23 protein-coding genes and 4 tRNA genes are annotated in these 26,792 nt (G+C 65.0%); 14 read left to right on the forward strand and 13 right to left on the reverse strand.

Annotation, left to right across the window (positions count from 1 at the left end; genetic code table 11):
• Positions 1-572 precede the first annotated feature (572 nt).
• Positions 573-662 (reverse strand) — tRNA-Ser (locus tag IOC69_RS12795).
• Positions 663-774: 112 nt separating this feature from the next.
• On the opposite strand from IOC69_RS12795, the gene msrA reads away from it, so the two are divergent.
• Positions 775-1,428 (forward strand): peptide-methionine (S)-S-oxide reductase MsrA, encoded by a 654-nt coding sequence (msrA, locus tag IOC69_RS12800; protein WP_290543947.1) that lies wholly within the window; start codon positions 775-777, stop codon positions 1,426-1,428.
• A 24-nt stretch (positions 1,429-1,452) separates the two neighbouring features.
• On the opposite strand, the gene IOC69_RS12805 is transcribed toward msrA, so the two are convergent.
• The 5 genes from IOC69_RS12805 to IOC69_RS12825 all read right to left on the reverse strand — a co-directional run bounded on the left by IOC69_RS12805 (position 1,453) and on the right by IOC69_RS12825 (position 7,294).
• Positions 1,453-2,574 carry a Gfo/Idh/MocA family oxidoreductase gene (locus IOC69_RS12805; RefSeq protein WP_290543948.1) on the reverse strand — a complete coding sequence of 374 codons (1,122 nt, stop codon included), beginning with the start codon at positions 2,572-2,574 and terminating at the stop codon, positions 1,453-1,455.
• A complete protein-coding gene (iolE, locus tag IOC69_RS12810; RefSeq protein WP_290543968.1) occupies positions 2,571-3,464 on the reverse strand; it encodes a myo-inosose-2 dehydratase in 894 nt (297 codons plus the stop codon). Before iolE ends, IOC69_RS12805 begins: the two co-directional genes overlap by 4 nt.
• Positions 3,465-3,468: 4 nt before the next feature.
• Complete coding sequence (gene iolD, locus IOC69_RS12815) at positions 3,469-5,313, reverse strand: 3D-(3,5/4)-trihydroxycyclohexane-1,2-dione acylhydrolase (decyclizing) (RefSeq protein WP_290543949.1); 1,845 nt, start codon at positions 5,311-5,313, stop codon at positions 3,469-3,471.
• A 180-nt stretch (positions 5,314-5,493) separates the two neighbouring features.
• Positions 5,494-6,474 carry a hydroxyacid dehydrogenase gene (locus IOC69_RS12820; RefSeq protein WP_290543950.1) on the reverse strand — a complete coding sequence of 327 codons (981 nt, stop codon included), beginning with the start codon at positions 6,472-6,474 and terminating at the stop codon, positions 5,494-5,496.
• A 1-nt stretch (position 6,475) separates the two neighbouring features.
• Entirely contained in the window at positions 6,476-7,294 is an 819-nt protein-coding gene (locus IOC69_RS12825; RefSeq protein WP_290543951.1) for an aldolase/citrate lyase family protein, read from the reverse strand.
• A gap of 144 nt (positions 7,295-7,438) precedes the next feature.
• Between IOC69_RS12825 and IOC69_RS12830 the strand changes: the two genes are divergently transcribed.
• Positions 7,439-8,659 (forward strand): FAD-dependent oxidoreductase, encoded by a 1,221-nt coding sequence (locus IOC69_RS12830; RefSeq protein WP_290543952.1) that lies wholly within the window; start codon positions 7,439-7,441, stop codon positions 8,657-8,659.
• A gap of 6 nt (positions 8,660-8,665) precedes the next feature.
• Positions 8,666-9,715: a low specificity L-threonine aldolase gene (locus IOC69_RS12835; RefSeq protein ID WP_290543953.1), complete on the forward strand. Its 1,050-nt coding sequence runs from the start codon at positions 8,666-8,668 to the stop codon at positions 9,713-9,715.
• A 165-nt stretch (positions 9,716-9,880) separates the two neighbouring features.
• Here the strand turns inward: IOC69_RS12835 and IOC69_RS12840 are convergent, their stop codons facing one another.
• Positions 9,881-10,339: an Hsp20 family protein gene (locus IOC69_RS12840; RefSeq protein ID WP_290543954.1), complete on the reverse strand. Its 459-nt coding sequence runs from the start codon at positions 10,337-10,339 to the stop codon at positions 9,881-9,883.
• 367 nt (positions 10,340-10,706) lie between these two features.
• Between IOC69_RS12840 and IOC69_RS12845 the strand changes: the two genes are divergently transcribed.
• Positions 10,707-11,294, forward strand: coding sequence for a hypothetical protein (locus IOC69_RS12845; protein ID WP_290543955.1), 588 nt, complete (start codon positions 10,707-10,709; stop codon positions 11,292-11,294).
• Between the two features lie 3 nt (positions 11,295-11,297).
• Positions 11,298-12,227: an alpha/beta hydrolase gene (locus tag IOC69_RS12850; RefSeq protein ID WP_290543956.1), complete on the forward strand. Its 930-nt coding sequence runs from the start codon at positions 11,298-11,300 to the stop codon at positions 12,225-12,227.
• Positions 12,228-12,274: 47 nt separating this feature from the next.
• Here IOC69_RS12850 and IOC69_RS12855 read toward each other — a convergent pair whose 3' ends face one another.
• Entirely contained in the window at positions 12,275-12,733 is a 459-nt protein-coding gene (locus tag IOC69_RS12855; RefSeq protein WP_290543957.1) for a J domain-containing protein, read from the reverse strand.
• Positions 12,734-12,859: 126 nt separating this feature from the next.
• Here IOC69_RS12855 and typA point away from each other — a divergent pair, with 126 nt between their 5' ends.
• Positions 12,860-14,692 (forward strand): translational GTPase TypA, encoded by a 1,833-nt coding sequence (gene typA / locus IOC69_RS12860; RefSeq protein ID WP_290543958.1) that lies wholly within the window; start codon positions 12,860-12,862, stop codon positions 14,690-14,692.
• A 242-nt stretch (positions 14,693-14,934) separates the two neighbouring features.
• Positions 14,935-15,471 (forward strand): inorganic diphosphatase, encoded by a 537-nt coding sequence (gene ppa, locus IOC69_RS12865; protein WP_290543959.1) that lies wholly within the window; start codon positions 14,935-14,937, stop codon positions 15,469-15,471.
• 128 nt (positions 15,472-15,599) lie between these two features.
• Here ppa and IOC69_RS12870 read toward each other — a convergent pair whose 3' ends face one another.
• Together IOC69_RS12870 and IOC69_RS12875 are read right to left on the reverse strand one after the other, a co-directional pair.
• Entirely contained in the window at positions 15,600-16,484 is an 885-nt protein-coding gene (locus tag IOC69_RS12870; RefSeq protein ID WP_290543960.1) for a bifunctional methylenetetrahydrofolate dehydrogenase/methenyltetrahydrofolate cyclohydrolase, read from the reverse strand.
• Positions 16,485-16,664: 180 nt separating this feature from the next.
• Positions 16,665-16,952 (reverse strand): YggT family protein, encoded by a 288-nt coding sequence (locus tag IOC69_RS12875; RefSeq protein ID WP_290543969.1) that lies wholly within the window; start codon positions 16,950-16,952, stop codon positions 16,665-16,667.
• A gap of 132 nt (positions 16,953-17,084) precedes the next feature.
• On the opposite strand from IOC69_RS12875, the gene IOC69_RS12880 reads away from it, so the two are divergent.
• From IOC69_RS12880 to IOC69_RS12900, 5 genes are all read left to right on the forward strand, one after another.
• Positions 17,085-17,160 (forward strand) — tRNA-Ala (locus tag IOC69_RS12880).
• A gap of 801 nt (positions 17,161-17,961) precedes the next feature.
• Complete coding sequence (locus IOC69_RS12885) at positions 17,962-18,882, forward strand: class II glutamine amidotransferase (protein WP_290543961.1); 921 nt, start codon at positions 17,962-17,964, stop codon at positions 18,880-18,882.
• Positions 18,858-20,813, forward strand: coding sequence for a glutamate synthase-related protein (locus IOC69_RS12890; RefSeq protein ID WP_290543962.1), 1,956 nt, complete (start codon positions 18,858-18,860; stop codon positions 20,811-20,813). Before IOC69_RS12885 ends, IOC69_RS12890 begins: the two co-directional genes overlap by 25 nt.
• A gap of 27 nt (positions 20,814-20,840) precedes the next feature.
• The gene (locus IOC69_RS12895; RefSeq protein WP_290543963.1) at positions 20,841-23,393 is read left to right on the forward strand and encodes an FAD-dependent oxidoreductase; all 2,553 of its coding nucleotides are present in this window, start codon (positions 20,841-20,843) and stop codon (positions 23,391-23,393) included.
• Positions 23,394-23,634: 241 nt separating this feature from the next.
• Positions 23,635-24,123, forward strand: a complete 489-nt coding sequence (locus IOC69_RS12900) for a hypothetical protein (protein ID WP_290543964.1) — start codon at positions 23,635-23,637, stop codon at positions 24,121-24,123.
• A gap of 10 nt (positions 24,124-24,133) precedes the next feature.
• On the opposite strand, the gene IOC69_RS12905 is transcribed toward IOC69_RS12900, so the two are convergent.
• A tRNA-Gln gene (locus tag IOC69_RS12905) sits at positions 24,134-24,208 on the reverse strand.
• A gap of 79 nt (positions 24,209-24,287) precedes the next feature.
• On the opposite strand from IOC69_RS12905, the gene IOC69_RS12910 reads away from it, so the two are divergent.
• Positions 24,288-24,364, forward strand: a tRNA-Pro gene (locus IOC69_RS12910).
• A 54-nt stretch (positions 24,365-24,418) separates the two neighbouring features.
• On the opposite strand, the gene IOC69_RS12915 is transcribed toward IOC69_RS12910, so the two are convergent.
• On the reverse strand, positions 24,419-24,970 hold the full coding sequence (locus IOC69_RS12915; protein WP_290543965.1) for a biotin transporter BioY: 552 nt from the start codon (positions 24,968-24,970) through the stop codon (positions 24,419-24,421).
• A 79-nt stretch (positions 24,971-25,049) separates the two neighbouring features.
• Between IOC69_RS12915 and IOC69_RS12920 the strand changes: the two genes are divergently transcribed.
• The gene (locus IOC69_RS12920) at positions 25,050-25,943 is read left to right on the forward strand and encodes an MBL fold metallo-hydrolase (protein ID WP_290543966.1); all 894 of its coding nucleotides are present in this window, start codon (positions 25,050-25,052) and stop codon (positions 25,941-25,943) included.
• Between the two features lie 225 nt (positions 25,944-26,168).
• Here IOC69_RS12920 and IOC69_RS12925 read toward each other — a convergent pair.
• A partial coding sequence (locus tag IOC69_RS12925; RefSeq protein WP_290543967.1) for an amidase family protein occupies positions 26,169-26,792 on the reverse strand: 624 nt, incomplete at its 5' end.

The raw sequence follows: 26,792 nt of genomic DNA on the forward strand, positions 1-26,792 counted from the left end.
GCGCCAAGCCATGGGCAAAATTCCCCTCAAACGCATGCGAAAGCGAGCCAGCTGGAACCCACAGACCCTGCTCGATATTCTCAAACCGTCACGCCGTTAACTTGGATTCGGAGCCCTGGTCTGGAGACGCCATTTGATCCAAGGTTTTCTCTAATTCGTCTGGGCGTTAGCGGGCAATGCACACGCCCGCGCTTGATCGCGCAGGCGGGGGTAGTCCAGCTTCGCCCGTTCCAGCGCTGTGCTGGACGGAAGGTGGGTGGATATTCTCCGCCAGCCGTGCCTCGAAGCGGCAGCCTTGGTCTGCCAAGATCCGACCCCAGACCCTGTCGCACATCAATTGACCACATCGAAGTACCGCGGAAAGTGCCTCTCAAAATGTCAGGATTTCAAAGACTTATTGCTAACGTACTAAACTTGGGCAGTCAGAAGCTTCGGAGAATATTGGGCCGAGAGAGGCCAATTTGGGCCCTGCTCTCTGTTTCGCAGTCTACAGCCTCACACCAAGAAGCCCATAAATACTGCGGATTTTTGGTGCTGGATTATCGGTGAGAGAGACTTTGCCGAGGGCTAAATGGCGGAAGAGGAGGGATTCGAACCCTCGATACGCTTTCACGTATGCACGCGTTCCAGGCGTGTGCCTTAAACCACTCGGCCACCCTTCCTTGAAGTGGGGCCGGGAATATCGCCAACTCTCCCGCAAATCAAGCTTTGTTGAGTGGCGGTGGCGCGTTTGTCCGCCTATATCAGGCGGGTAAAAAAGGATGGAGCCTTGAGATGTTCTTCAGCCGTCAGAAAGCCCGTATGATTTCGCCCGGCGAGGCGCTGCCCGGCCGGGCCGAGGCCATTCCCACCGCCGAAAAACACTACGTGAACGGCAACCCGCTGAAAGGCCCCTACCCCGCCGGCTCCGAAACCGCGGTCTTTGCGCTCGGCTGCTATTGGGGGGCGGAGCGCAAGTTCTGGCAGCAGGCAGGCGTGTGGGTGACGGCGGTTGGCAATGCCGGCGGCTTCAGCCCCAACCCGACCTATGAGGAGGTGTGCTCGGGCATGACCGGCCACGCCGAATCTGTGCTGGCGGTCTATGATCCGGAGCAGGTCAGCTACGGGCAGCTGCTCAGGCTGTTCTTCGAATCGCATGATCCCACCCAGGGCATGCGCCAGGGCAATGACGTGGGCAGCCAGTACCGCTCCGCCATCTACTGGACCACACCGGCCCAGCGCGATTTGGCCCTCGCCGCCAAGGAGATGTATGGGCAGGCGTTGGACGCCAAGGGCTATGGCCCCATCACCACGGAGATTGCGGAAGCCGGCCCCTTCTATTTTGCCGAGACCTATCACCAGCAATATCTCGCCAGGAATCCCGGCGGCTATTGCGGGCTTGGCGGCACCGGCGTGTCCTGCCCCATCGGCACGGGCGTTGCGGCCTGACCTGACAGGTCTTGCGGCCGGGGGTCAGCCCACGGCCACCCAGGCCCGCGCCCTCGACGAGGCGACCGCCGCCTCCACCACTTTCTGGATCTCCCAGGCCTCGCGGAAATCCGGCGAGGCCTTTTCGCCCCGGCCGATGGCGCGGAGGAACTCGCCCATCTCGATGGTCTTGAGATCGTTGAAGCCCAGCTGGTGGCCGCCGGCGATGCAGAATTCGCCGTAAGGCGGGTGCTGCGGGCCGGCCTCGATCCTCACAAAGCCATTGGTGCGCGGGTCGCCGCCTGCGCGGTAGAACAGCAATTCGTTGAGCCGCTCCTGGGTGAAGACCAGCGAACCCTTCTCGCCGCCGATCTCGAAACCGAGCTGCATCTTGCGGCCCGTGGCGATCCAGTTGGCCTCGATGGCGCCGCCGCAGCCGCGGCCGAAATCGACGAGGATGCGCGCCACGTCGTCGACGAGCACGTCCCTGCGTTCCCGCGCACCCTTGGCAACAGGCCTTGATTTGACGACGGTGCGCACATCCGCGCTCACCTGCGTGATCGGCCCGAGCAGAAAGCGCGCCATGCCGATGATGTGCGAACCGAGGTCGGCGATGACGCCAGGCCCGCCGGCGGGGTCGATGCGCCATGAATGGGGGCTTTCCGGATCATGCATGTAGTCCTCGGCGTGAATGCCGCGGAAACCGGTGATCTCGCCCAGCTCGCCCGCCTCGATCATGTCGCGCGCCTGCTTCAGGAGCGGGTTCTTGATGTAGTTGAAGCCCACCTGCGTGACCACGCCCCGCTTCGCGGCCGCCGCGGCCATCTCAAAAGAGTCCGCGGACGACGGAGACAGCGGCTTCTCGCAATGCACATGCTTGCCCGCCGCGATGGCGGCGAGCGCCATCTCCTTGTGAAGCGTGTTGGGCGTGGTGATCGACACGACATCGACCTTGGGATCGTTCACCAGCGCCCGCCAGTCGGCGGTGGAGCGCGCAAAGCCATATTGATGCGCGGCCCTGGCGGCGAGCGCCTCATCGACGTCGGCGATCATCTCGAGGCGGGGGACAGGAATATCGGGAAAGGCCGCAAGGGCTGCGCGGTAGGCGAAGGCATGCGCCTTGCCCATGAAGCCCGTGCCGATCAGGCCGATGCCCAGCTCCCTCAAGCAACCACCTCGTAGCCCGCGGCGGTCATCACCCGCATCAGCTCCTTGTGGCCGATCTGCGCCATTTTCAGCGGCGGGGCCTTCTTCGGGTCCTGCTCGGCCTCGACCACGAACCAGCCCTCATAGCCATAGTCCGCCAGCTTCTTCACGATCGCCCCGAAATCGAGCGAGCCATCGCCCGGCACGGTGAAGGCGCCCTTGATCACCGCGTCGAGGAAGCTCTCCCCCGTGCGGTCGAGCGTGTCGATGACCTCCATGCGCACATCCTTGGTGTGGACATGCCGGATGCGCCTGTGGTGCTTGTCGATGCAGCCCAGCACGTCGCCGCCGGCGAAGGCCATGTGACCCGCATCGAAGAGCAGCGCAATGTCCGAGGCCGCCATGAAGGCGTCGAGCTCAGCTTCCGTTTCCACCACCGCGCCCATGTGGTGGTGATAGACGATGGGCATGCCCTGCGCCTCCACCCATTTGGCGAATTCGGAAACTTTCGCGCCATAATCCTTCATCTCGGCGGACGAGAGCCTGGGCTTGCTGGCCAGCGGCCGCGACCGGTCGCCCTGGATGGAGAGTCCCACTTCGCCATAGACGATCAAGGGCGCGTTCACCGCTTTGAACAGGTCGATCATCGGCTGGATGCGCCGCTTGTTGGCTTCCATCGGCTCGTTCGCCAGAGTCGCCGAAAACCAGCCGCCGCACAGCGTCACATCCGCTTTCTTCAGGGCAGGGAGCATTTCCGCCGCTGTCGACGGGAAGCGGCGGCCCTGCTCCATGCCGGTGAAGCCGGCCGAGCGCGACTGGCGCAGGCATTCCTCCAGCGACAGGTCATCCGAGAGCTGCGGAAGGTCGTCGTTCCACCAGGCGATGGGCGAGATGCCCAGCTTTGCTTTCAACATCTCAGACTCCAATGCGTTGTTTCTTGCGGATGGTCTCGTGGTGTTCGCGGGCCTTGTTGACCTCCGGCCGGTCGGAGACTTCCGGCACGCCCACGTCCCAGTCGGCATCGCCCGGCACCCAGGCGAAGGCGTCGGTGACGATGGAAATCACCGTGGTGCGGTCCGTGGTTTTCGCCCATTTGAGCGCCGCCTCGAGGTCCGCGAGGCCTTCGCAGTGGCGCGTGAGAGCGCCCATCGCTGCGGCATGCTGCGCGAAGTTCACCGCGAAGGGCTCCTTCACCCGGCTGTCCTTGATGAGGTTGTTGAAGGATGGCGTGCCCTTGAAGTTCTGCAGGCGGTTGATCACCGCGAAGCCGCCATTGTCGCAGACGACGACGATCAGTTTGTGGCCGGTGAGAACCGTCGAATAGATATCCGAATTCATCATCAGGTAGGAGCCGTCGCCCACCATCACGATGGTCTCACCGTCACCTTTCTTGGCCATGGCATGGCCCCAGCCCCCGGCGATCTCATAGCCCATGGCGGAGAAGCCGAACTCGAGGTCATAGGTATTGGGGTTCTTGATGCGCCAGCCCTTGGCCGTCTCGCCGGGAAGGCCTCCCGCCGCCGTCACCATGGTGTCGTTGGGCGCGGCCCATGTGTTCACCACGCCGACGACCTGCGCATAGGTCGGCACCGCCGCATTGGTGGGCTTCTGGTGGGCATCGAGCAGCTCGTTCCAGCCCTTGAAGGCGATCTTGCCCCTGTCTGTCCAGGCCGCATCCGCCTTCCAGCCCACGAGCGCAGCTTCAAGCTCCGCCACCGTCTCCCGCGCATCGCCGACGACAGCGAGCGCGCGGTGCTTCGTGGCGTCATGGCGCGCGGCGTTGATCGAGACGAACCGCGCATCATGCGCGAAGACCGTCCACGAGCCCGTGGTGAAATCCTGCAGCCTGGTGCCGATGGCGATGATGACGTCCGCGGCCCCCGCCATCTCATTGGCCGATGACGAGCCGATGACACCGATCGGCCCCACATGCGCCGGGTGGTCATGCGTCACCGCACCCTTGCCGGCAATCGTCTCGGCCATGGGCACGCCGTGCTTCAGCGCGAAATCGGCCACCTCCTTCTCCGCCCCCGAATAGCGCACGCCGCCGCCGGAAATGATGAGGGGCCGCCTGGCGCCCCTGATCAGCTCCACCGCCTCCGCCACGCGCTCACGGTCAGGGCGCGGGCGCGGAATGGCGTGGACGGCCGGCGTGAAGAAGGCCTGCGGATAGTCGAAGGCGAGTTCCTGCGTATCCTGGCAGAGACCGATGAAGGCCGGCCCGCAGTCACCGGGGTCCAGCATCGTCGCCACCGCCTGCGGCAGGGAGGAGATGATCTGCTCCGGGTGGGTGATGCGGTCCCAGTAGCGCGTCACGGCCCTGAAGGCGTCGTTCACCGAGGTGGTGGGATTGTTGAAATGCTCCACCTGCTGCAGCACCGGGTCCGGCCTCCGGTTGGCGAAGACATCGCCCGCCAGGATCAGGACCGGCAGGCGGTTGGCGTGCGCGCAGCCCGCTGCCGTCACCATGTTCAGCGCGCCGGGGCCGATGGACGACAGCGCAACCATGATCTGCCGCCGCCGCATCGCCTTGGCATAGGCGACCGCCGCCAGCGCCATGGACTGCTCGTTCTGCCCCCGCCAGGTGGGCAGCTTGTCCTGCACGGCCTCCAGGGCCTCGGAGATGCAGGTCACATTGCCATGGCCGAAGATTCCGAACAGCCCCGCGAACAGCGGCTCCCGCTTCCCATCGATAACGGTGAACTGATTGCACAGATAGCGCACAAGCGCCTGGCCCATGGTCAAGCGGACAGTCTGCATGGCGGTTTCTCCCTTTGGAATGTGTTTTGGAACATTTCATCTATTTCTTCAAGAGATGGAACATCACTTCCACCAGTGCATGTTCCGTTCAGGCCAAATCGCCCGGACGGAACATGCGCCAGACCAAAAGCCTGAGCATGATCCGCAAAAATGGAACCGCTTTTGCGGCAAGATCATGCTCTATGCCCGCCCTGGCGATATCGCCAGCTCCCCCGCATTGACGACCAGCGCGGGGTCCAGCCTGCCCGCGAAGTGATCGAGCACATTCTGGACCGACGCCACCGCCATACGGGCTGCGCATTCCGCGGTGAGACCCGCCGCATGCGGGCTGAGCAGCACGCGGTCATTCGCCAGCAGCGGATCGCCGGTGGCGGGCGGCTCGGCCCTGAACACGTCCAGACCGGCGCCCGCGAGGCGGCCCTCGCGCAGCGCCCGGTCGAGCGCTTCCTCGTCCACCAGCCCGCCGCGCGCGGCGTTGATGAGGATTGCGCCGGGCTTCATCGCCCGGATCTCCGCTTCCCGGATCACGCCGCCCGCCGTCGTGCCGGGCATGTGGAGGGAGACATAGTCGGCGCCGCCCAGCGCCCTCGCCAGGTCGACCGCCGGGCGCACGCCATGCTTGGACATCGCCTCGGGCTTCACGAAGGGATCATAAGCGCTGACCGCCATGCCGAAGGCCCTGGCCAGTTCCGCCACACGGCGGCCGATGCGCCCGAAGCCCACAAGCAGCAGCGTCTTGCCGTCCAGTTCCACCGTGTCGAAGCGGTTCCTCACATTCCATTCGCCGCGGCGAACCGCGGCATCGTGCCGGGCCGCCTTGCGCGCGGTGGCGAGCATCAGCATCAGCGTGTGCTCGGCCACGGCGCGCGAGTTCACATCCCCCACGACCGCCAGCGGAATGCCGCGCGCGGTGAGCGCGGTTACGTCAACGGCGTCATAGCCCACGCCATGGCGCGACACGATCTTGAGCCTGGGCGCGGCGGCGATGACCTCGGCCGTCATCGGCTGGGTCCGCAGGATCACCGCATCGGCCTCGCCGGCATGCGGCAGGTAGGACCCGAGCGAGATCTCGTCGATCAGCGTGAATGTCATGTCCGTCGCGGCCTTCAGCCGCTCGATGCCCGCGTGATGCAGCTTTCCGGCGACAAGGATGTGCGCCATCTCAGTAACCCGGGTTCTTCGGCGCGGCGGTCTCCGCCACCTGCCCGCCGATGAGTTTGCGCGTCTCGTCAACGCTGGCCTTCGCGGCGGTGGCGAGCAGGCGCACGTCGTTCAGCAGCGTCACCATGTCGAAGCCCCAGCCGATGGCGCGCGCCGCATAGGCCGGATTGCCGCAATGAACCGCCGCCCTGATCCCGGCTTCATGGGCGCGCGCCAGAATCTCCCTGATGGCCTCGATCATCTCCGGCTCCTCGCGGTCGAAGCCCGTGGGGTACTTGCGGCCGGTGAGGCCGAGCGTCAGGTCGGCGGGGCCGATATAGACGCCATCGAGGCCCGGCGTGGCCACGATGTCCTTCAGGTTCCTCATGCCGTCCGCCGTCTCGATCATGGCGAGCGCGATCACCCCGTCGTCGGCCCATTTGCCGTAGTCGGCGCCATGCGCGAAGACCGCGCGCGTGGGGCCCATGCTGCGCTGGCCGTTGGGCGGGTAGCGCATGCAGGAGACGAACTGCTCGGTCTCCTCGCGGGTGTTGATCATCGGGCAGATGATGCCCAGCGCGCCGGCGTCCAGGGCCTTCATGATGTCGCCGGGGGAGAGCCACGGCACGCGCGCCATGGGCGTCACGGGCGCGGCCCTGACCGCCTGCAGCATCGGCGCCAGGGCATCATAGCCGAGAAAGCCGTGCTGCTGGTCGATGGTGAGCGAGTCATAGCCCTGCCCCGCCACGATCTCCGCCGTGAAGGCATTGCCGATGGAGAGCCATGCGTTGAGCACCGGCTTTCCCTCCGCCCACAGGCGGCGGATATTGTTCTGGGTCATGTGGTTTTCTCCCTGCCGTCCTTGATTGGCCAGCAGCCGCCCGCCGTCAAGGGATCGGGCGCCGAAGTTTGAGCATGGCTGGAGAGGCTGGAATTGGCGGGCGGGATGGCGTAACCAGCCTGCTCTTCAGGTTGCGGAGGGACGATGCCGGACGCAGGCATGGTGATCGTGGGAGGAGGCATGGCCGGGGCGCGCGCCATCGTCAGCCTGCGGGCCAATGGCTTCCGGGGTCCGGTCACGCTCGTCAGCGGGGAAACGCTGCTGCCCTATGACAGGCCACCCCTGTCCAAGGCCATGCTGCTCGAAGAAACGGAGCCGCAACCTGCACTGCTGCTGGACGAGGGCATGATCGCCTCGCTCAGCGCCAGCTTCGTGCGGGGCGTGAAGGCGGCGGGCATCGACCGCACGTCCAGGGCGCTGGTGCTGGAGGACGGCCGCGCCCTGTCCTATGACAAGCTGCTGATCGCCACCGGCGCCAGGCCGCGCCGTCTCGCGATCGAAGGGGGCGAACTCGCCTATACGCTGCGCGACTTCGCCGATGGCGACCGCCTGCGCCACCGCCTGCGGCAAAGCACATCGGCCGCCATCATCGGCGGCGGCTTCATCGGGCTCGAGGTGGCATCCAGCGCCCGCAAGCTCGGGCTCGACGTTACAGTGGTGGAAGCCCAGCCCCGCATCCTGATGCGCGGCGTACCCGAGGAGATTGCCAGGGTGGTGCATGCCCGCCACGTGGAAGCGGGCGTCACCATGCAGGTTGGCGCCGCCCTGAAGGCCGTGGAGACCGGCGGCGTGCGGCTGGCGGATGGCCGCAAGGTGAAGGCTGAGATCGTCGTGGCGGGCATCGGCGCCGCACCCGAGATCGCGCTGGCAGAGGTCTCAGGCCTTGCCGTCGACAATGGCATCGCCTGCGATGCAACGCTTCAGACCAGCGACCCGGACATCTATGCCGCGGGCGATTGCTGCTCCTTCCCGCACGGGCTGTTCGGCGGGAAAAGAATGCGGCTCGAGGCGTGGCGCAATGCCACCGACCAGGCCGATGTGGCGGCCGCGAACATGCTGGGCGCATCGAAGCCCTACATGGCGGTGCCGTGGTTCTGGTCCGACCAGTATGACCTGTCGCTGCAGATCGCCGGAAATCCCGCCGATGGCCCGGACGTCGTGAAGCGCCAGACGGGGGAGAGGTCCTTCGTGATGTTCCACCGCGGCCCCGAAGGCCGCCTCGTGGGCGCTTCGGGCATCGGGCCCGGCAACTCCATCGCGCGCGACGTGAAGCTCGCCGAAATGCTGATCGGCAAGCGCGCCGCACCTTCGGCCGAACAGCTCGCCGATCCATCCGTTCAACTCAAAGCGCTCCTGAAGGGCTGACATCGCATGAATTTCGCATCCGACAATGTCTATGGCGTGCACCCGAAGATTCTCGGCGCATTGGCGCAGGCGAATGAGGGCACGGCCCCCTCCTATGGCGGCGACGGCCACACGATCCGCGCCGAGGAGATGCTGAAGGACGTGTTCGGCTGCGATCTCCGCGCCTTCCTCGTGACCAGCGGCACGGCCGCGAATGGCCTGGCGCTGTCCACCATCACGACGGGCTTCGGCGCCGTCTTCTGCAATGCGGAGGCGCATATCGCGGTCGATGAATGCAATTCGCCGGAGTTCTTCACCGGCGGCGCCAAGATCGCCGGGCTCCGGGGTCCGGCGGGCAAGATCGCGCCGGAGCAGGTGGACAAGGCGCTGAAGGGATTCATCCGCGGCGAGCATGACCCGAAGCCTAAAGGCGTGTCGCTCACCAATGCCACGGAACTCGGCACCGTCTATTCGCCAGCCGAGGTGAAGGGCTTTTCCGATCTCATCCGGCCGCGCGGCATGAAGCTGCACATGGATGGCGCGCGCTTCGCAAATGCGGTGGCGGGTCTCGGCTGCACGCCGGCCGAACTCACATGGAAGGCGGGTGTGGACGTGATGTCCTTCGGCGCCACCAAGAACGGGGCGATGATGCTGGAAGCCGTCGTCTTCTTCGATCTGGGTCTCGCCGAGGACTTCGCTTACCGGCGCATGCGGGGCGGCCAGCTGCTTTCGAAGAGCCGCTATCTCGGCGCGCAGATGACGGCCTATCTCGACGGTGGCCTCTGGCTGGAGAATGCAAGGCGCGCCAATGCGCTGGCGCGGAGGCTGGCCAAGGGCCTCGCCGCGCGCGGCAAGGTTCGCATCCCGAACCCGGTGCAGGCCAACGAGGTTTTCGCCGTGATGCCGAAGGCGATGTTCGACAGGCTGCAGGCGAAAGGCGCCAAGTTCCATGACTGGATGCCGAACAGCCTGGGTGACGCCATCGCAGCGGACGAGATATTCGCCCGTTTCGTCCTCTCCTTCGCCACTCCGGAAGAGGAGGTGGACGCCTTCGTGAAGCTGGTGGCACAGGACTGACGCAAGAGGCGCTTCCTGGAGCATGATCCGCAAAAGTGGAACCGCTTTTGCGATAAGATCATGCTCAAATTTTTAGTCTGGCGCATGTTCGTTCCGTTCAGGCGATTCCGCCTGAACGGAACATGCGCTGGCGGAAGCGCCCCGTGCGTTCAGCTTGACATAACGTCAGGCAGCCTTCCTGGCTTCGATGACCTTCGGGCCTTCCACACCGTTCACCGGGATGGTGCGCGGCTTGAGGGCTTCCGGCACTTCGCGCTTCAGCGCAACGTGGAGGAGGCCGTTCTCCATTCCGGCGGAGAGCACCTGAACATGGTCGGCGAGCTGGAAGCGGCGCTCGAAGGCGCGCGACGCGATGCCCTGGTGGAGGAATTCCCCGGCCTGCTCCTGCTTCTCGCTCTTCCGCGCCGCGACGGTGAGGGAATTGCCCTTCACCTCCACCACGATGTCCTCCGGCGCGAAGCCGGCCACCGCCATCGTGATGCGGTATTCGTCATCCGAGAGCTTCTCGATGTTGTAGGGCGGATAGGTGGGGGCGTCGAAGGCGGAGGCCTCGTTCAGCATGCGGGCCAGACGGTCGAAGCCGACGGTCGAACGATAGAGGGGGGTGAGATCGAACATGGTCACATTCTCCTTGAGCAATGTCACATTTCAAGCCCGCCGCAGGGGCCGGGCCGGTTAAGTTCGCAGGCCCCACATGGGCACCTGCATGGAGAGAGATGGGAAGCCCCGCCGCGGTTTCAAGGGTGGCTGGCGGCGAGATGAACGGCGGATGAACGGCCGGTTCGGACGGGGTTCAAGCTGGTTCAGCCACGGTTGGCCCGAGGATGATTGACCTGCGCGCCCCGGACAGGGCGGGAGCCTGCCACCGCCGCGCCGCAGAATGGCCATGAAGCTTCACACAATGGAGATGTCAGCGGTTGCGCATGGCCGCGTCATCTGTTTCACTTGCCATGCGGCGGCCTTATGGCCGGAAGCCGGGAGGAAAGGGGCAATGTCGGGATCGTCGATCATTCGCGGTGTGAGCCTGGCCGGCGTGGCGCTGGTGGCGCTGGGCATGATCGCCCCGGCCATGGCGGGCGGAAACCAGGGCGGGCCGCCGCCCGTCAGTGGAGGGACCTATTCCGGCCCGCCCATCATCCGCAACATTCCAGGCCTGCGCCTGCTCTTCGGCGACTACACGCTGACCGAAGAGGAGTACAACAAGCCCCTCGAAAAGAAAAAGAAAAAGCAGATCGACGAAAGCTATTACGAGCCGCTGCCGGCTGCCCCGGCAAAGCCCAGGCCGGTCAAGCCCGCCGCCAGGACGGCCACGGCTCCGGCAAAGCCTGCGGCGCCCGCCAATCCCGCTCTGCCGCAGAAAACGGCCTCGGCCAGCGCCGCGCCCAAGCCCGCCGGCGGCGCGCCGCTCAGCTGCGAGAAGGCCACCGAGGTGGTGAGCGGCTTCGGCTTCGCCAGTGTCGAGGCGTCCTCCTGCACCGGCAAGCTCTATGCCTTCAAAGCCAGGCGCGGCGGCAGGATTTTTACGATAAAGCTCGATCCGGCGAGCGGCGAGATCACCGAAGTCAAGAAGCTGCCCTGACGCGTGAGCCCGGCGGTCCTCCATCCCACGCCGGAAAACCCGCTGCCGCCGGGGGCGGAATGCTTGGAACTGGTGACGCGTGACAGGCGGCGGCTGCGGGTGATGAAGGCCGTGCCGGAGAACCCGCGCGGCACTTTCGTCATTCTCGGCGGGCGCGGCGATTTCATCGAACGCTATTTCGAAACCGCGCGGGATCTGATGGCGCGCGGCTACGCCGTGGTGGCCCTCGACATGCGGGGTCAGGGCGGCTCCCAGCGCCCCAGGCGCCAGCCCTACCGCGACCGCACGCGAAACTTCGCCAGCTTCGACAGGGACGTGCGCACGCTGATGCAGAAGCTCGTCATCCCCTCCTGCCCGGCGCCCTATTTCGCTCTGGGCCATTCGACCGGGGGCCACGTGCTGCTGCGCCTGCTGCGCAGGCAAACGTGGTTCGACCGCGCCGTTCTCGTGTCGCCGCTTGTGGAAATCCTCTATGGGCCATGGCCGAGGCCGGTGGTGTGGCTCCTGCTCAACACCATGTGGTTCACCGGCCTCGCCAACTTCTTCCTGCCGGGCGTGCGCCGGGCGCCCATGGGCCGCGCCGATTTCCCCGGCAACCCGCTCACCTCCGACCGCCGCCGCTGGGAGCGCGACAGCTCGACACTCGAGGCCGCCCCCCAGCTGGGCCTCGGCGGCCCCACTTTCGGCTGGCTGGGAGCCGCGAGAAAATCGATTTCCCGCGTTCGGCGCATGCGGACAACCACCGCGCCGGTGCTGATCGTGGCGGCAGGCGCCGACAGCGTGGTGGGCAATGAGGGGATACTCCGCCTCGCGCGCCGGGTGCCTGGCGTGGCGCTGACCTTCATCCCCGACGCCAAGCATGAAATCCTGGGCGAGCAGGACATCATCCGCCGCCAGTTCTTCGCCGCGCTCGACAGCTTCCTGGCGTCCTGAGCCAGCGCATGTTCCGATCAGGCGATTCCGCCTGAACGGAACATGCTCTAGGATCCGATCTGCTCGAAAGCGAGGTTGATCCGCACCAGCATGGCGCGGACGTAGTCCATCACCTCGTCGGGCAGGTCGAAGGAGGCGATACGGTCCGGGTGATAGAGCTTGACCATGCGGTGATAGGCTTGGCGGATATCCTCCGGGGTCGCGTTCTTCGCCACTTTGAGCACCTGAAAAGGGTCGAAGTTGGCCGTGCCGGGCGCGGCGGCGTCGATATCGAGCTGGTCGGTCTTGGGTACGCTGGCGGAGCGCACCGACCTGATCATCGACTTGGATATGAACTGCTGCTGCCCGGAGAGCGAAACGGCATCGAGGAAAATGTCGCTGTTGTTCAGCGCGTCCCCCAGCCGGTTGGACAGCGGCATACGGATGGCGACAGTCACCACGGAGCCATCGGCGAGGGTCACGAAGACCGGAGTACGATTGGCTTTGTCGTCACGGCCGTTGAACATTGCGTATCCTCAGGCGCTTGAGTACACCGCCAAAACTGAAGCGACCGTTAAATTGCCTTTCCGTGCCGCGCATGCTAAGCGCGCGGAAAACCCCGGCCAAACGCATGCAGAAAGCCAGTGCGCCTCATGAACTTGCGCAATATCGCCATCATTGCCCACGTCGACCATGGCAAAACCACGCTGATCGACCGCCTTCTCTCCCAGTCTGGCTCGTTCCGCGAGAACCAGAAGGTGGCCGAGCGCGCCATGGACTCGAACGACCTGGAGCGTGAGCGCGGCATCACCATTCTCGCCAAGGTGACATCCCTCACCTGGAAGGACACCCGCATCAATATCGTCGACACCCCCGGCCACGCCGATTTCGGCGGCGAGGTGGAGCGTATTCTCAACATGGTGGACGGCGCCGTCCTTCTGGTGGACGCCGCGGAAGGCCCCATGCCGCAAACCAAGTTCGTGCTGCAGAAGGCCCTCAAGATCGGCCTCAGGCCCATCGTCTGCATCAACAAGATCGACCGCCCGGACGAGCGCCACAACGAGGTGGTGAACGAGGTGTTCGACCTCTTCGCCAATCTCGACGCCAACGAGGAGCAGCTCGACTTCCCGATCATTTACGGTTCCGCCAAGCAGGGCTGGATGGCGGACGCACCCGCGGGCCCGCAGGACAGCATGGCGCCGCTGTTCGATCTGATCGTCAGGCACTTCCACTCGCCCACCGTCGAGGACGGCCCCTTCCGCATGCTGGTGACGACGATCGAGTCCAACCCCTTCCTCGGCCGCGTGCTCACGGGCCGCGTGACGTCCGGTTCGATCAAGGCCAACCAGGCGGTGAAGGCGCTGTCGCGCGATGGCAAGGCCGTCGAGCAGGGCCGCATCTCCAAGGTGCTGGCCTTCCGGGGCCTCGAGCGCGTGCCGGTCGACGAGGCGCAGGCGGGCGACATCATCGCCATCTCCGGCCTCACCACCGCGACGGTGGCCGACACGATCTGCGATCCTTCCGTCGCCGCGCCGATCCATGCCCAGCCCATCGACCCGCCAACGCTGACCATGACCTTCCGCATCAATGACGGTCCGCTGGCCGGCAAGGAGGGCGACAAGGTGCAGAGCCGCGTCATCCGCGAGCGTCTGCTGCGCGAGGCGGAGGGCAATGTCGCCCTCAGGGTGACGCCGTCCGAAACCGAAACCGACGCCTTCGAGGTGGCGGGCCGCGGCGAGCTGCAGCTCGGCATCCTGATCGAGACGATGCGCCGCGAGGGTTTCGAGCTCACCGTGGGCCGCCCGCGCGTGGTGTTCAGGCAGGACGGGGAGACCGGCGAGAAGATGGAGCCGGTCGAGGAAGTGATCATCGACGTCGATGAGGCCTATACCGGTGCTGTCGTGCAGAAGCTCTCCGAGCGCAGGGGCGAGCTGAAGGACATGCGTCCCTCGGGTGTGGGCCGCCAGAGGATCGTGTTCCACGCGCCGACCCGCGGCCTCATCGGCTATCAGTCGGAGCTCCTCTCGGACACGCGCGGCACGGCGATCTTCAACCGCATCTTCCACGGCTATGCCGCGCATTTCGGCGAAATCCCCGGCCGTCACACCGGCGCCCTCATCTCGAACAGCGACGGCGAGGCCGTGGCCTATGCCATCTTCAACCTGCAGGACCGCGGACCCATGTTCATCGAGCACGGCACCAAGGTCTATCCCGGCATGATCGTGGGCGAGCACACCCGCGGCAATGACCTTGAGCTCAACGTCATCAAGGGCAAGAAGCTCTCCAACGTCCGCGCCGCCGGCAAGGACGAGGCGCTGATCCTCACGCCCCCCATCAGGATGTCGCTCGAAAAGGCGCTCGCCTATGTCGGCGAGGACGAACTTGTCGAGGTGACGCCGAAGTCCATCCGCCTCAGGAAGGCCATCCTCGACCCGCATGAGAGGAAAAAGGTGAGCCGCCAGAAGGAAGCCGAGAGCGGGGCGTGATCCCGCAAGGCCAGACGGAAGGCGCATAAAGCATTTTCAGGTCAAGTGGACACCGGTTGACCGTCGAAAATGCGACCAAGCAAAGCATTTTCAGGTCAAGTGGACACCGGTTGACCGTCGAAAATGCGACCAAGCAAAGAGACAGAGCGGGTTTCGGTTCCACTGAACCGGAACCTGATCTGGCCAGAGCGCCTCGCTCATGGCAGAGAGGCTGCCAGAGAGATCACATTCAAGGATGCCCCATGCGCATTGACGCCATTTCGATCGGCAAGAATCCGCCCAAGGAAGTCAACGTGATCGTCGAGGTGCCGGTCGGCGGCGAGCCGATCAAATATGAGATGGACAAGGCGGCGGGCACGCTGGTGGTTGACCGTTTCCTCTATACCTCCATGCGCTATCCCGGCAATTACGGCTTCATTCCGCACACGCTGTCGGACGACGGCGACCCGATCGACGTGCTGATCGCCAATCAGCGCGGCATCATTCCCGGCGCCGTCGTCGCGGTGCGCCCCGTCGGCGTGTTGAAGATGCAGGACGAGGCAGGCCATGACGAGAAGATCGTCGCCGTGCCGACGCCCAAGCTGACGCGCCGCTACGAAAACGTGCATGAATACACCGACCTGCCCGAGATCACCCGCCAGCAGATCGAGCACTTCTTCGAGCACTACAAGGACCTCGAGCCCGGCAAGTGGGTGAAGGTCGTGGGCTGGGGCGATGCGGCCGAAGCCGAGCGGATGATCCTCGAGGCGATCGAAAGGGCCAGGAAGGCGAAAGCCTGAACGACCCGAAGCTCTGTGTGCCATCATCGCCGGGCGCGTCCCGGCGATCTTCTTTAGGATCACGAAGGAGAAGATGCCCGGGACGAGCCCGGGCATGATGAGCGTTCAACGGAGGACAGTTCGCGCCCCTACATCGCGGGCTGGTCGATGCCCCTCGCGGCACAGGCGGCCTTGAGCGTGTTGTAGAGAAGGCAGGCGATTGTCATCGGGCCCACGCCGCCCGGAACCGGGGTGATGGCCCCTGCCACCTTCTCGCAGGAGGCGTAGTCGCAGTCGCCCACCAGCTTGCCCTTGCCGCCGCGCTCGATGCGGTTGATGCCGACGTCGATGACGGTGGCGCCGGGCTTCAGCCAGTCGCCCTTGACCATTTCAGGCCGGCCCACGGCGGCGATGACGAGATCGGCGCGGCGCACCACGCCGGGCAGGTCCCTGGTCTTCGAATGGGCAATGGTGACGGTGCAGTTCTCGGCCAGCAGCAGCTGCGCCACCGGCTTGCCGACGATGTTGGAGCGGCCGATCACCACCGCCTCAAGCCCGTCAAGCGGACCCAGCACAGCCTTCGCCAGCATCACCGAGCCGACGGGGGTGCAGGGCACAAGCGAATCCTGCCCGGTCGACAGCTTGCCGACGTTCACCACATGAAAGCCGTCCACGTCCTTGGCGGGGGAGATGGCGGCCAGCACTTTCATTGAGTCGATCTGTCTGGGCAGCGGCAGCTGGACGAGAATGCCGTGGACGGCGGGATCGCTGTTGAGCTTCTCGACAAGGGCCAGAACATCGGCCTCGGAGGTCTCGGCCGCAAGCTTGTGCTCCCAGGAGTTCATGCCGGCCTCGACCGTCTGCCTGGCCTTGTTGGCGACATAGACCTTGGAGGCCGGGTCCTCGCCCACCAGCACGACAGCGAGGCCGGGGGTGAAGCCATGCCTCGTCTTAAGGGTCTCCACGGCCCTGGCGATCCGCCCCCTCAGACCCTCGGCGAAGGCCTTGCCGTCAATCACTTTCGCCATATTCAATTTTCCTTCCCTGCATTCACTTTCCCGGCACTCCATGCCTCAAGTTCCGCGGGATTTCCAGTGACCGGAGCGGTCTTGTTGCGACCGGTTTCGCCGGCAAGCCGCTGGAAGGCCGATTTGGGAGTGACGCGAACGGAGAGCAGCAGTCCGCCCTTGCCAGGGCGAAGCGGCGGGCGCACGTCAAAAGACGCTATACAAAGCCCACGGAATCAGCTGCTGTAGGAACATGATTGCCAACAGCAGGATGACCGGCGAAATGTCGATTCCGCCAAAATCGGGAAGAAACCGCCGAATGGGTCTCAATAAGGGGTCAGTCAGCCGCTCCAGGAAATAACCGACCTGCCTCACATAGGGGTTCGAGCGGTTGACAATGCCAAAGGCCACGAGCCAGCTCATGACAACCATCGCAATGATAACGTAGGTATACAGTTGCAGGACCGTCAGGATCAGCCACAGGAAGGGGTTCATCGACATCATCATTCGGCAGCGGGCCTTCTGGAGTTTCGGCCAAATCTAGGCGCGGGCGCGTCGGCAAGCAAGCTTGACGCTGCCGCAGCCACGGACTAGAACCCGTCCCGCCTGTGGACACAGCCTTGAAATGGGGCGGTAGCTCAGTTGGGAGAGCGCGGCGTTCGCAATGCCGAGGTCAGGGGTTCGATCCCCCTTCGCTCCACCAGGCGCTGATTATAAAATATCGATAAGTAAGTCGGGTCTGATTACGGTTTGGACACCACCCCGTTGTTTCTCCGGCATCATCTTTTATGGAATGGCCCGCTCCTCACGCCACCGGCGTGGAATAGCTGGAATATCAACTGGAGGAATGAATTATACCAAGGGTTATTTGCATCGACCGGTGTGAGCCCAGTTTCGCATTGCGATGGATTTGATGGTGTTGGGCGTTGAGGTGAGGTTGTTCCATGCCTGGCATGATGCTTCGATGGTTGCTTCGTAACTGTCGAACACCCGGTTTGAGAGATAGGGCAGGTTTCGGATCAGTGGAATCGAAACCCGCTCTCTCTTTGTTTGGTCGCATTTTCGACGGTCAACCGGTGTCCACTTGACCTGAAAATGCTTTATTTTGAGCGGAGATACTGCCAGATATTCTCCTGCGGGTTCAGTTCCGGCGATCGCGGAGGTGCGGCTGAGCGCGGCCCTGACTCCCTGTCGGCCATCCCCCATTGGCGGCGCCAGTGGGAGGAGGACCAGGCGGGCGGAAACCCGAACTCCCTTATGCCCAGGCAACTGGCGCATGTTCCGTTCAGGCGGAATCACCCGGTCGGAACATGCGCCAGATCAAAAGCTCGAGCATGATCCTATCGCAGAAGTGGCGGCGCCGGGGCGCTGATGCCGGGAACGTGACCGGAAAGACTTTTTCATCCGGGGAAAAAAAGTTGCCTGCGGTCTTGCGGAGTCGGGGGCAGTTGCCCTAGGGTGTGTCATCAATTGCATGCTTCATCGCGGACGGAGGATCCCCAAAATGTGCGGAATCGCTGGAATTCTCTATAAGGGCAGCGCTGCTGCCGATGCCGGTGTCGGCAAGGCGCTGATCGACATGCTGGACGGCTGCCAGCACCGTGGACCGGACTCCACCGGCTTCTCGCTCTACCGCGACCCGGTGCCGGGCCACCTGCGGCTGCGCTTCATCGTGGGCGATGGCGCGGAGGCCAGGGCCGCCATCGGGCGCGTCAAGACCAAGCTCACCGAGTTCCAGGCCAAGATCGTGGAGGAGGAGCACAAGGGCTCGTCCTTCGCGGTGCTCGTCAAGTTCGACGGTGACCTGCAGACCTTCTCCTTCGAGATGGAGCATGCCGCCAAGCTCTCCTCCATCGGCGAGAGCCTCGACATAATCAAGGACCTGGGCGGCGCCCATGACGTCGACAATGTCTACAAGATCGGGAACTTCAAGGGCACGCACGGCATTGGCCACGTGCGGCTTGCGACCGAGTCAGACGTCGCCCCGGAGGCCACCCACCCGTTCTGGGCCACCGGCTTCTCCGACATCTCGATCGTCCACAACGGCCAGATCACCAACTATTACAAGATGCGCCGGAGGCTGGAGAAGCAGGGCTACTTCTTCAACACCGACAACGACAGCGAATTGATCGCCGTCTACCTCGCCGACAAGCTGAAGCACGGCTTCAGCCTGAAGGAGGCGCTGAAGACCTCGATCGACGACCTTGATGGCACCTTCTCTTTCCTCGTCTCGACCAAGGACGAGATCGGCTATGCCAAGGACAAGCTGGCGGCGAAGCCCATGGTCAAATACGAGGACGACAAGATCATCGCCATCGCATCCGAGGAAGTGTCGCTCAACCGCCTCTTCCCCGGCCGCGCCCTCAACACCTCTGAACCCGCTCCCGGAACCTACGACACATGGCAACGATCGATCTCAGCGTAACGCCCGTCCGCGAAGCCAACGAGCGCTTGCGCAAATATGGCGCGGACGGCATCGACGTCGAGGTGCTGAACCCCGACGCGCGGCACCATATCGGCGTGGGCCTCACGCATCCGGTCAACGTGCACATCAGGGGCTCGGCCGGCTATTTCTGCGGCGGCCTGACGGACGGGCCGCGCTTCATCGTCGACAACAATGTCGGCTGGGGCGTGGGCGACAACATGCTGAACGGCTCGATCGTGGTGAACGGCAATGCGTCCGCCATCCCGGCTGTCGCCATCCGCGGCGCCGAGATCGTGGTCAAGGGCAACATCGGCTCGCGCGCGGGCCAGGTGATGAAGGCCGGCACGCTTCTGGCCTGCGGCAACGCCAGCTTCATGGCCGGCTATATGATGTATGGCGGCCGCCTGATCATCCTCGGCAATTCGGGCGAGAAGGTGGGCCAGGACATGACCGGCGGCGACATCTATGTCGCCGGCAAGATCGGCGAGATGGGCGCCGATGCGATGCTCATCGACCTGCCCGCCAGGGAACGCGACGAGATCCTCGCCTTCCTCGACAAATACAAGATCCCCTTCAGCGGCACGTTCCAGAAGATCGTGAACGCGGGCAAGAAGCTGCGCTACCCCAAGACCGAGCCGCGCCGCCGCGCCATCCCCTTCTTCGAGAGCTTTGCGGACAATTCCTACTGGAACGCCAAAGTGCAGGAAGACATCCACATCAAGTCGCAGATCGGCCGCTACCGCATCCGCGGCTATGGCGCGGCGCGGCCGATGCCGCATCTCTCCGACATCGCTTTCAGGAAGGATATCCGCATCGGCGCGATGTCCGATCCGGACGTGCTCTCCAAGGTCGAAATGAGGACGGAAGTGGGCGGTCGCTCCGGCGCCAATCCGCTGAAGCTGTCCATGCCGGTGATGATTGCGCCCATGTCCTATGGCGCGCTGTCGAAGTCGGCGAAGCTCGCTCTCGCCATCGCCTCCCGCCTCTCGGGCATTTCGGAGAACACCGGCGAGGGCGGCATGTCGAAGGAGCAGCGCGAGGAAGCCTCCCAGCTGATCTACCAGTGCCTTGCCGGCCGCCTGGGCTGGAACATCCACGACATGCAGAAGGCCAACGGCCTCGAAATCTATATCAGCCAAGGCGCCAAGCCGGGCCTGGGCGGCCAGCTGATGGCCAAGAAGGTGACGCCCGAAATCGCCCGCATCCGCGGCATTCCGGCGGGCATCGACCTGCGCTCTCCCTCGCGCCACCCGGACGTGCTGGGCGCTGACGACCTCGTCATCAAGGTCGAGGAATTCCGCGAGGCCACCGGCTATCGCGTGCCCGTTTCGGTGAAGCTCGGCGCGGGCCGCGTGCGCGACGACATCAAGATCGCGTGGAAGGACGGCTTCGACTTCGTGGAGCTCGACGGCATGCAGGGCTCGACCGGCGCCGCCGGCAACGAGGTTCTCGAATTCGTCGGCATCCCCACCCTCTCCGCCATCCAGGAAGCGCGCGATGCTCTGACCGAAGTGGGCGGTCTTGACATGCCCGTCGTTCTGATGGGCGGCATCAAGGACGGCATCGACACTATCAAGGCGCTGGCGCTTGGCGCGCATGCGGTGGCGATGGGCACCTCCGCGATCATCGCCGGCGGCTGCATCGCCTGCCTGCAGTGCCACGCCGGCACCTGCGTGACAGGCATCGCCACGCAGGACCCCGAGCACGAGAAGCGCTACAATATTCCGGTCGAAGCCCGCAACATTCACCACTTCCTCGAAAGCGTGCGCTGGCAGATTGCCGCCATCACCCATGCGCTTGGCTACAGCGACCCGCACCAGGTATCGCGTGACGACCTCGTCGCGCTGACGCCGGAGGCGGCCGCCATCACCCGCCTTCCCTATCACCCCGAATATCGCGAGCGCGACCAGGGCCTCCTCAAGGCGTCCTGAGACGGCATCCACGTTAGGACCGAGACGATGAGCACGAACGTCATCACCGTTTACGACATCAACCGTGTGCGGCCGCCCAAGGCGCCCGCCCGGGACGATGTGCAAGACCCGCACTTCGTGCCCGCGCCCTGCCAGGTGGCATGCCCGGTGGGCACCGACGCGCCCTCCTACATCGGCTTCATCTGGGAGGAAAAATATGCGGAGGCCTTCGAGGCCATAACCGCCACCAACCCCTTCTCCTCGATCTGCGGCCGCGTGTGCGATGCGCCCTGCGAGCCCGCCTGCCGCCGCGCCGACAGCGACGGACCGATCGCCATCCGCAACCTCAAGCGCTATGTGATGGACAAGCTCGGCAATGACCATCACCTGCCGCCGGTGAAGGTCACCCGCAAGGAGACGGTGGGCATCGTCGGCGCGGGCCCCGCCGGGCTCACCGCCGCGCAGGACCTCGCCGAAGCGGGCTTCGAGGTGCATGTCTACGAGATGATGGACAAGCCTGGCGGCATGATGGTGTGGGGCATTCCGGGCTTCCGCCTGCCGCCCGGCATCATCGCCGAGGACATGAAGCGCCTGTTCAGGCACTGCCCCGGCATTCATGTGCATTGCGGCGTGACGCTGGGCAAGGACGTGACGCTGGACGAGCTGAAGCAGCGCCATGGCGCGGTGCTGCTCACCATCGGCTCGTGGTGGGGCAAGCCCATGGGCATCCCCGGCGAGACCAGCAGACAAGTGATCGATGGCGTGGGCTTCCTGCGCCGCATCAATGCGGGCGAGCGCCCCGCACTGCCGGAGAAGGTGATCGTGGTTGGCGGCGGCGACGTGGCCATGGACGCCTGCCGTGCAGCGCTCCGCATGCCCGGCGTCAAGGAGGTCAAGGTTGTCTATCGCCGCGGACCCAAGGAAATTCCGGCCCGCAAGGAAGAGCTGCACCAGGCCATCCTCGAAAACATCGAGGTGATTTACAACACCCAGCCCGTGGAAGTGATCGACAAGAACGGCGCCATCGCGCTGCGCTGTGTCGAGACCCGCATGGGCCAGCCCGGCCCCGATGGCCGCCGCAAGCCGGAAACCGTTCCCGGCTCCGAGCGCGACATCGACTGCGGCATGGTGATCATGGCGGTGGGCCAGAAGGCCGAGAGCGCCGAGCTCGAAGTGAAGGGCCTGATGGCGGGCGACCGCGTGAAGACCGACTGGAACTCCATGCGCACCGAAGACCCGAAGGTTTTCGCGGCGGGTGACGGCGCCTTCGGCGGCTCCACCATCGTGATGGCCATGATGCACGGCCACCGCGCCGCGCATTATGTGAAGGCGTTCCTTGACGGCATCGCCGAGCCGCTGCCCTACCGCACGCCCTACCGGACGCGCCGCGTGCCGGCGGCGCAGGACATCAACTGGGAAGTCTTCCCGCGCCGCGAACAGACATTCAACGGCCTGGGCGAGAACCCCTCCGCCTTCCCGGAAATCGAGACCACCTACAACGACGTGACGGCCAAGGAAGAGGCCGCGCGCTGCTACCGCTGCGACGCCGAGACCGGCTCTTCGGACTATTCGGTGAAAACGCGCGAGGATATCTTCGTGATGGCCCGCACGCCGGTGAGCGACATCAGGACCCAGGTGGCGATCCTCGAGAAGCGGCTTAGCCCCAAGTCCAATCCCTTCCCCGAGAATCACCACGCGTCCTTCGACGACCTGGTTCTGCTGCCCGCCAACCTGTCGCGCCTCGTCATTGACCCCTATCGCGATGCCTGCAACACCGCAACCGACATTGCAGGCTCGGTGAAACTCGATATTCCGGTGATTGCCGCGGGCATCGATGCGCTGCCCGCGGAGGCCAGGAACGGCCTCGGCCAGGCGCTGGCGGCCGTGGGCTCCGCCTATCTCGCGCGCGCGCCGCTGCCGCACTCCAAAGCGCCGTGGCTGCAGCTGCTGGAGCCGGGCGGCACGCCGAACCCGGGCGCCGTGGGCCAGGTCTATGTGCAGCCCAAGGGCTTCCATGCCTTCAAAATCGCCAGGCAGCCGGGCATGATCACCGGCCTCGTGGCCAACGCCCATGACCTCGAAAAGGCCATTCCCTTCGCGCTCGAGCATGACCTTGAGATGATGGTGCTCGATGGCTCTTCTGGCATTGCGGGCGAATGGCCGGAGCTTAAGGGCTATCCCGACTTCAGCGTGCTGCGCGATGCGATGCGCATCGTGCGCAAGATGAACCGCGAGGAAGACATCGATTTCGTCTATTTCGGCGGCGTGCGCTCCGGCACCGACATCGCGAAGCTCATCGGGCTTGGCGCCAAGGTCGGCGCCATCGGCCTGACGCTGGGCATGGCGCTGGGCGGCGAGATGGCGCCCGGCGGCATCGCCTTCTTCGGCGACCGCACCGATGGCGAACGTGCCGATGGCGCGGCCTCGATCATCAACGCCATGTCGGCCGAAGCCTCCATCATGGCGCGCTGCACCGGCAAGACGGATGTCCGCAACATCGAACCAGAGGACCTGCGCGCCATCACGCTCGCGAGCGCCAGGGCCTTCGGCATTCCGCTCGCTGGCCAGAAGCGCGGCGCGGTGATCGAAGCGGCGGAGTAGGCGGCCGCCGCAACGAGCGCGATCTGGGCAGATGTTTCCGGAAGCACCCGCGGGGGCGGCACGGGCATTATCATTCCCGTCGTTACTCTCCTTGCGGCACCCGCCATATGGCGCGGCGCGCATCGCCTGACGGCGCTGGGCCTCCGGCCCGCCGCTCCGGCGCCGGTCGGCATGGCCATTGCCGGAGCGCGAAACTTGGGGCAAAGTTCCGCTGACTTTAACCCAGGCTGAAGGATATCCCATGACCAAGATACTGCATCCTGACGACAACGAGCCCATCACCACCACACGCCGCCAGCTCATGGGCGGAATCGGCGCCATGCTGCTGTTGCCGCTCGCGGCGGGCGCGGCGGAGGCTTCAGCGGCGGCCGGCAATTCCGGACGCATCTCCTTCCGCATCACCCGGGCAGGCCTCATTGTCGGCCTGGGCGGCGGCACCGGCACGCTGAGCTTCAATGGCAGGAAGTATCCGCTCAGCATCGGCGGCATCAGCCTTGGCGCGACCATCGGCATCGCGTCCGCCGATTTCGTGGGGCGCGTGCGCCACCTGCGCCGTGCCAGCGACATTGCCGGCACTTATTCAGCGGTGGGCGCGGGGCTTGCGGCGGCAGGCGGCGGCGCCGTCGCCCGGCTGCGCAATTCGCGCGGGGTGGAGCTTGAAGTCTCCGGCAAGCAGGTGGGCTTCATGGCCTCGATCGACCTCAGCGGGTTGCGGATCAGGCTCGCGTAAGCAAGCGAATTGGCTGGGGCGGGAGGGATCGAACCTCCGAATGGCGGAATCAAAATCCGCTGCCTTACCGCTTGGCGACGCCCCAGCAGATGGGCCCGTATAGCCAGCCTATCAGTGCTTGCCTAGCCCGAAAAGCGTGTCTATAAGCCGCTCCGAGCCTATGACGGAGTGTAGCGCAGTCTGGTAGCGCACCTGCTTCGGGAGCAGGGGGTCGGAGGTTCGAATCCTCTCACTCCGACCAATGAATACGGCGCGGAACCGCGGGGTTCCGCGCCGTCGGTTTTTCAGAAGCGCCTCAGCGGCGACCGAGCAACGCCCAGGCGGCGGGGAAGCCCAGCGCCGCGACGGCAGCCTTCACCAGGTCACCCACCAGGAAGGGCGTGAGGCCATATTGAATTGCTTTCTCGAAACCGATCCAGGCCGAAAGCCAGATGAGGCCCGGCACGTAAAGGACGGCTGCGCCCAGCAGCATGGCAGCGAACATCTTGGGGATGGACCGGTCCCAGCCGCGCTCGGCGAGATAGCCCACCACATAGGCTGCGGCGATGAAGCCCAGCACATAGCCGAAGCTGGCCAGCATGACGCCCGATTTGAACTGGGCGAAGACGGGAAGGCCGATGGCGCCTTCCAGCGCATATAACGCCAGCGTTGCCGCACCCAGGCGGGAGCCATAGGCAGCGCCGATCACCAGCACGGCCAGTGTCTGCAGCGTCATCGGCACCGGAATCATCGGGACGTTCACCTGTGCGGCGGCAGCGACGACAAGCGAGCCCACAACGGCGAGCACGGCATTGCGCACAAACCCGGTGTCGGGCCACAGGCGGTCAGAAAGAAGGCTGGCATTCATGGTGGTTCACCCCTACCCTTTTCAAGGAAATGCTGAAACCCCCTTATAGAGTTGGCCGCAGCGCGCCGCAACTGACTGCATGACGGATTTGATTTTCGACCGCAACTTTGACGGGACGCCGGGCCGGGCCCAGCGCCTGTCGCCTCTCGTGCGGCGGGTGCTGGCGAACAACCCCGGCCCCTACACCTTCAAGGGCACCAACAGCTTCATCGTGGGCAATGGCCAGGTGGCGGTGATCGACCCCGGCCCGGATGACGACACCCATCTCGCGGCCCTGATCGAGGCGGTGAGGGGCGAGACGGTGACCCACATCCTCGTTACCCATTCCCACGCCGATCATTCGCCGCTGGCCACGCGGCTGAAACAAGCCACGGGGGCGGTGACGCTGGCCCATGGCGCGGTGGCCGCGCCGGCCTCCCCGGGCCTCCGCCTCGATGCCTCGATTGACCATGGTTTCGTGCCGGACAAGCGGCTGGCCGAGGGCGACACGGTGACAGGCCCCGGCTGGACGCTGGAGGCGCTGTTCACGCCCGGCCACATGTCGAACCACATGTGCTTTGCGCTCAATGAGGAGCAGGCGCTGTTCGCGGGCGACCATGTGATGGCCTGGGCAACGAGCGTGATCGCACCGCCCGATGGCGACATGGGACAGTATTTCGCCTCGCTGCGGAAGCTCCTGGACCGCGACGATCACATCCATCACCCCGGCCACGGCCCATCGAGGCGCGATCCGCTGCCGCTGGTCAGGGGCTATCTCGCCCATCGCCGCATGCGCGAGGAGGCGATCCGCGCGCGCGTCGAACAGGGTGCGCGGAGCGTGAGCGAGATCGTGGCGTCGATCTATGCCGATGTCGACCCGAAGCTCCATGGCGCGGCAGCGCTTTCCGCCACCGCGCATCTCGATCACCTTGTGCAGCAGGACAAACTTCGCAAGACGGATGGCATCTACGAGGCGGTGTCGGGGAAGGCGTAGCCCCTGAAGCGGGCGCGGCGGTTGACCGTGGCATAATCCCTGCGATGAAGCGGTCCTTCGACAGAACGCGACAGAACTGGTCGCGCGCCATGCCAGCGGGCCGCGTGACCGAGCACGCGGTGAACGAGCAGCGCAAACTCCTGCATCATTCCGGGCATGGCAGTTCTCCCTGACCTGTAGCGGGTATGCGACGGCCTCGCCAGATGACCTGCCGCGGCGGTCCGGTCAGGTTCTGGGGTCGATCGGCGTGATGGCGCCGAGGCCCAGCACCTGCTCGATGAAGCGCGCGCCGGCCAGGAGCTTTTCCTCGCCACGGCCGGGCGCCACCACCTGCAAACCCACCGGCAAACGGTCCGCCGTGAAGCCGCAGGGAATCGAGATGGCGGGGCTTGCGGTAAGCGTGATGGCGTGGACGATCATCAGCCAGTCGACATAGGTATCGAACGTCACGCCGCCGCATTCCGTCACGTAGCGCTGCTCCACCGGGAAGGGCGGCACGATGGTGGCGGGGCAGAGCAGCAGGTCATAGGTTTCGAAGAAGGCCCTCATGCGGCGGAACATCTCGCCGCGCTGGGCTTCGGCCCGGGCGATCTCGGCGCCGGTGATCTTCAGGCCCTTCTCGATATTCCAGACGACCTCGGGCTTCAGCAGGCCGCGGTGCTTGTCGAGCAGCGGGGCCATGTTGGCATAGGACAGCGCACGCAGCGTCTGGGCGCAGTCGCGGGTCTCGCGCAGATCGGGATGGGCTTCCTCAACGATGACGCCTTCCGCCTCCAGCTTGCGGGCCGCGGCCAGAACGAGGTCCGCCACCTGGCCGTCGACCGGCGGGAGGCCAAGGTCGCGGGAGAC

Source organism: Aestuariivirga sp. (genome assembly GCF_020252405.1).
Classification (GTDB): Bacteria; Pseudomonadota; Alphaproteobacteria; order Rhizobiales; family Aestuariivirgaceae; genus Aestuariivirga.